The organism is Paraburkholderia sp. (assembly GCF_036488795.1).
Classification (GTDB): domain Bacteria; phylum Pseudomonadota; class Gammaproteobacteria; order Burkholderiales; family Burkholderiaceae; genus Paraburkholderia.
This window is the reverse complement of record NZ_DASXHA010000028.1, coordinates 1-4,152: the sequence shown is the minus strand read 5'-3', so window position 1 is coordinate 4,152 and position 4,152 is coordinate 1. Positions and strand designations below refer to the sequence as shown.

At 63.8% G+C, this 4,152-nt stretch carries 3 protein-coding genes; all 3 read left to right on the top strand.

The window, feature by feature from the left end; genetic code table 11:
- The coding region (locus VGH41_RS03715; RefSeq protein WP_331595991.1) for an MFS transporter at positions 1-689 on the top strand (689 nt) is incomplete at its 5' end.
- Between the two features lie 319 nt (positions 690-1,008).
- Positions 1,009-1,905, top strand: a complete 897-nt coding sequence (locus tag VGH41_RS03710) for a TetR/AcrR family transcriptional regulator (protein WP_331595990.1) — start codon at positions 1,009-1,011, stop codon at positions 1,903-1,905.
- A gap of 193 nt (positions 1,906-2,098) precedes the next feature.
- Positions 2,099-4,152, top strand: a 2,054-nt coding sequence (locus VGH41_RS03705; protein ID WP_331595989.1) for an acyl-CoA dehydrogenase, incomplete at its 3' end; no start/stop codon positions are given.

Here is a 4,152-nt window from a genome sequence, read left to right as displayed (position 1 = left end):
TGTATGTGCGTGCGCATGTACCCGAATCGCCGGCATGGAAGGCCATGGAAAAGCGCGCCCGTCCGGGTCTCGTCGCCACACTGAAAAAGAACGTCACGCTGTCGCTTTACTCCATTGTGCTGATGACGGCGTTCAACTTCTTCTCGCACGGTTCGCAAGACCTGTATCCGACTTTCCTGCGCGAACAGCATCACTTCGACCCGCATACCGTTTCGCTGATCACGATCGTGCTGAACGTCGGCGCCATCTGTGGCGGCCTGTTCTTCGGCTTCCTGTCGGAGAAGATCGGCCGCAAGCGCGCCATCTTTATCGCGGCGCTGATTGCGCTGCCGGTGCTGCCGTTGTGGGCCTTCTCGAGCACGCCGGTGCTGCTCGCCGTCGGCGCATTCCTGATGCAGATTTCGGTGCAAGGTGCATGGGGTGTGATTCCGGTTCACCTCAACGAAATCTCGCCGGATGAAATCCGCGCGACTTTCCCGGGCCTCGTGTATCAGCTCGGCAACCTGCTCGCCTCGGTCAACGCGCCGCTGCAGGCCGGTCTCGCGGAGCAGCATGGCAACAACTACGCGCTCGTGATGGCAACCGTGATCGGCATCGTGGCCGTGGTAATTGCGATACTGATTCCGTTTAGTCGTGAACGCCGCGGCATAGATATGACACAATCAGCAAAAGAGGTGGCGACCGCGTAGTTGTCCACACGCGGCGCACACCGGCAAGACACCTAAAACAGGCGGCCCTGAGCCGCCAGGCCATGCAGAGATACGAGGCCGTTCCGATTTCGATCGGAACGGCCTTTTTATTTGCGCTCGCAAAAGCATCTGGCCGCATTGACAGGTGCTTTGAGCGGGTCAGTTGACGCACCGCAGCGGTGCTTTTTTAGAGGAGTCCGTCCACAGCCATCCCTTGCCCGATTCATCCTGACCTTCTTATCCTGAAAAAAACGATTGTTTCAAATACGCATTTGAATCGTCTGTTTGCGGCCGGCTACCGGCACTTGGGAGACGCAACATGGCAGTTCGCACGACAGGCCGGCACACCGGCGATACGAAGTCCCGCATTCTCGACGCGGCCGAAACGCTGTTTATCGAATGCGGTTATGAAGCCATGTCGCTGCGCCAGATCACCTCGCGTGCCGAGGTCAATCTTGCAGCGGTCAACTATCACTTTGGCAGCAAGGAAGCCCTGATTCACGCGATGCTCTCGCGGCGGCTCGACCATCTCAACCAGGAACGGGTCAAGCTGCTCGAACGCTTCGACACCATGCTCGGCGCGCGTCTCACCTGCGAACACGTGCTCGGTGCAATGTTCATTCCGGCGCTGCGCCTGTCGCGCGAACCGCGGGTGGGCGGCAAGGCGTTCCTGCGCCTGCTGGGACGCGCGTACACCGATCCGTCGTCGTTCATCCGCGACTTTCTGAACGGACACTACGCGTCGGTGGCCGAGCGCTTCTTCGATGCGTTCCAGCGTGCCCTGCCGCATTTGCCGCGCGAAGAACTCGGCTGGCGCCTGCACTTTGCGATCGGCGCGCTCTCCGGTGTGCTGGCCGGCACCGATACCGACAGCCTCATCTCGGAGTTCTCGCAAGGCAAGTCGATGAACGATCTGCAACTGATCGCACGCCTCGCCTCGCTGATGGTGGCCGCACTCAAAGCGCCGCTGCCCGATGCGACGCAGCTGGCCGCCTTCGCGGCCGTGCTGGGCGACGCGGCCGACGGTTCGGACGATCTGGGCGGCCCCGCCGCCGGATTGACCTGCGCCAGCGCCAGCGCAGACGCCAGCGCCGGCACGGCCGGCACGCGTGCGTCGCTCGCCGCTGCCGAATCCGGCCTCGCCGCCCAGCAGCAGGAACGCACGAGCAACCTGAGCGCCGCCCCATTGCGGCACGTCGCACACGGCGGGGCCTGAGAGCGGGCCGGACCGGAGCGATGCAAACCGTCAAGCATGACGCAACGTAAATCAGCATCGCTCCGGCGCCGTGGTGCGCCAGGCACCGCATGTGCTGTCGAAGCAGGGCAACCCTACAACACGCGAATAAAACCCGAGCCTTGCGCAACCCGCGCAAGCGTGCGCGCGCACCATCAAAACAGGAGGCAACCTCATGTCGTGGTTCTTCGTTGTGCTGGTCATTGCCGTTGCGGCACTTGTCTATGTTCAGGCCAAAGCTTCCTGGTGGCTCGCTTTCATGATTGCGTGGGTAGCCGCCGCGCATCTGAGCGGCGCCGCCGGCCCGCTGAGCACCGCCTTGCTGGCCATCCTGTTCGTGCTGCCCACCCTCGTTCTCGCCGTGAAGCCGCTACGGCGCGCGTGGATTTCAAAGCGCGTGCTGGAGATTTTCCGCAAGATCCTGCCGGAGATGTCGCCCACTGAGCGTGACGCCATCGAAGCCGGCACCGTCTGGTGGGATGCCGCGCTGTTCTCCGGCCGCCCGCACTGGGACACCTTGCTCGGACACGGACCCGCCAGACTGAGCGCGGAAGAACAGTCGTTTCTCGACGTCGAATGCCAGCAACTGTGCGATCTCGCGAACGACTGGGAAACCACCGCGGTCTGGCAGGACCTGTCGCCGCAGACGTGGCAGTTCATCAGGGAGAAAGGCTTTCTCGGCATGATCATTCCGAAGCAGTACGGCGGCAGGCAATTCTCCGCCTACGCGCATTCGCAGGTCATCATGAAGCTCGCGACGCGCTGCTCGGCAGCGGCCGTTTCGGTGATGGTGCCGAACTCGCTCGGGCCGGCCGAACTGCTGATGCGCTACGGCACCGAAGAACAGAAGAACCACTATCTGCCGCGCCTCGCGCGCGGCGAAGACATCCCCTGCTTCGCCCTGACGAGCCCGTATGCCGGTTCGGATGCCGCGGCGATCCCCGATGTCGGCGTCGTCTGCCAGGGCACGTTCGAAGGCCGCGAGACGTTCGGCTTTCGCGTGACGTGGGACAAGCGCTACATCACGCTGGGGCCGATCGCGACGGTGCTCGGCCTCGCGTTCCGCACGCTCGATCCGGATCACCTGCTCGGCCCGGACGACGAACCCGGCATCACCTGCGCGCTGATTCCGGCCCACCACCCCGGCGTGAACATTGGCCGGCGTCACTGGCCGCTCAACGCGGTGTTCCAGAACGGCCCGAACTCGGGCACGGACGTGTTCATTCCGCTCGACTGGGTGATCGGCGGACGCGCACAGGTCGGCAATGGCTGGCGCATGCTGATGGAATGTCTCGCGGCCGGCCGGGCGATTTCGCTGCCGTCGTCGAACGTGGGCATGGCGAAACTCGCCGTGCGTGGCACCGGCGCCTACGCCGCCGTGCGCCGCCAGTTCCGCACCGCGGTAGGCAGGTTCGAGGGGGTGCAGGAAGCGCTCGGCCGCATGGGCGGCAACCTGTATGTGATGGACGCGGCGCGGCGCCTGTCCGCGCATGCGGTGGATCTGGGCGAAAAGCCCTCGGTGATTTCGGCGATCGCGAAGTATCACATCACCGAGCGCGCCCGCCAGATCATCAACGACGCGATGGACGTCGTCGCCGGCAAAGGCATCTGCATGGGACCGTCGAACTTCCTCGCGCGGGCGTATCAACAGGTGCCGATTGCGATTACCGTGGAAGGCGCGAACATCCTCACGCGCTGTCTGATCATCTTCGGTCAGGGCGCCATCCGTTGTCATCCGTATGTGCTAAAAGAAATGGCCGCGACCCGTGAAGCCGAGCGCACCAGGGCGCAGGTCGACTTCGACCGTGCCTTCTTCGGTCACCTTAGCTTCACCTTGTCGAACGTGGTGCGCAGTGTCGTCTACGGCGTGACGGGCGGCGCATTCATCGCGAAACCGCGGCGCGCCTATGCACCGCTCGCCGGCTACTATCGCGCGGCCACGCGCATCTCCACGGTATTCGCGCTGCTCGCGGACGTGTCGATGTTCGTGCTCGGCGGCAATCTGAAGCGGCGTGAACGGATCTCCGCGCGCCTCGGCGATGTGCTGTCGCAGCTCTACCTGATCTCCGCCACGCTCAAGCGCTTCGAAGACGAAGGCCGGCAGGAGACCGATTTGCCGCTGCTTCGGTGGGGCGTCGAAGACTCGCTTTACAAGGCGCAACAGGCCATTGACGGCGTGCTCGCCAACTATCCGAACCGCGTGGCCGCTGCCCTCGTGCGTGGGCTTGC

Excerpts from the sequence above, each read along its gene's own strand:
- VGH41_RS03710 (WP_331595990.1), top strand. The coding sequence starts at position 1,009 with ATGGCAGTTCGCACGACAGGCCGGCACACCGGCGATACGAAGTCCCGC.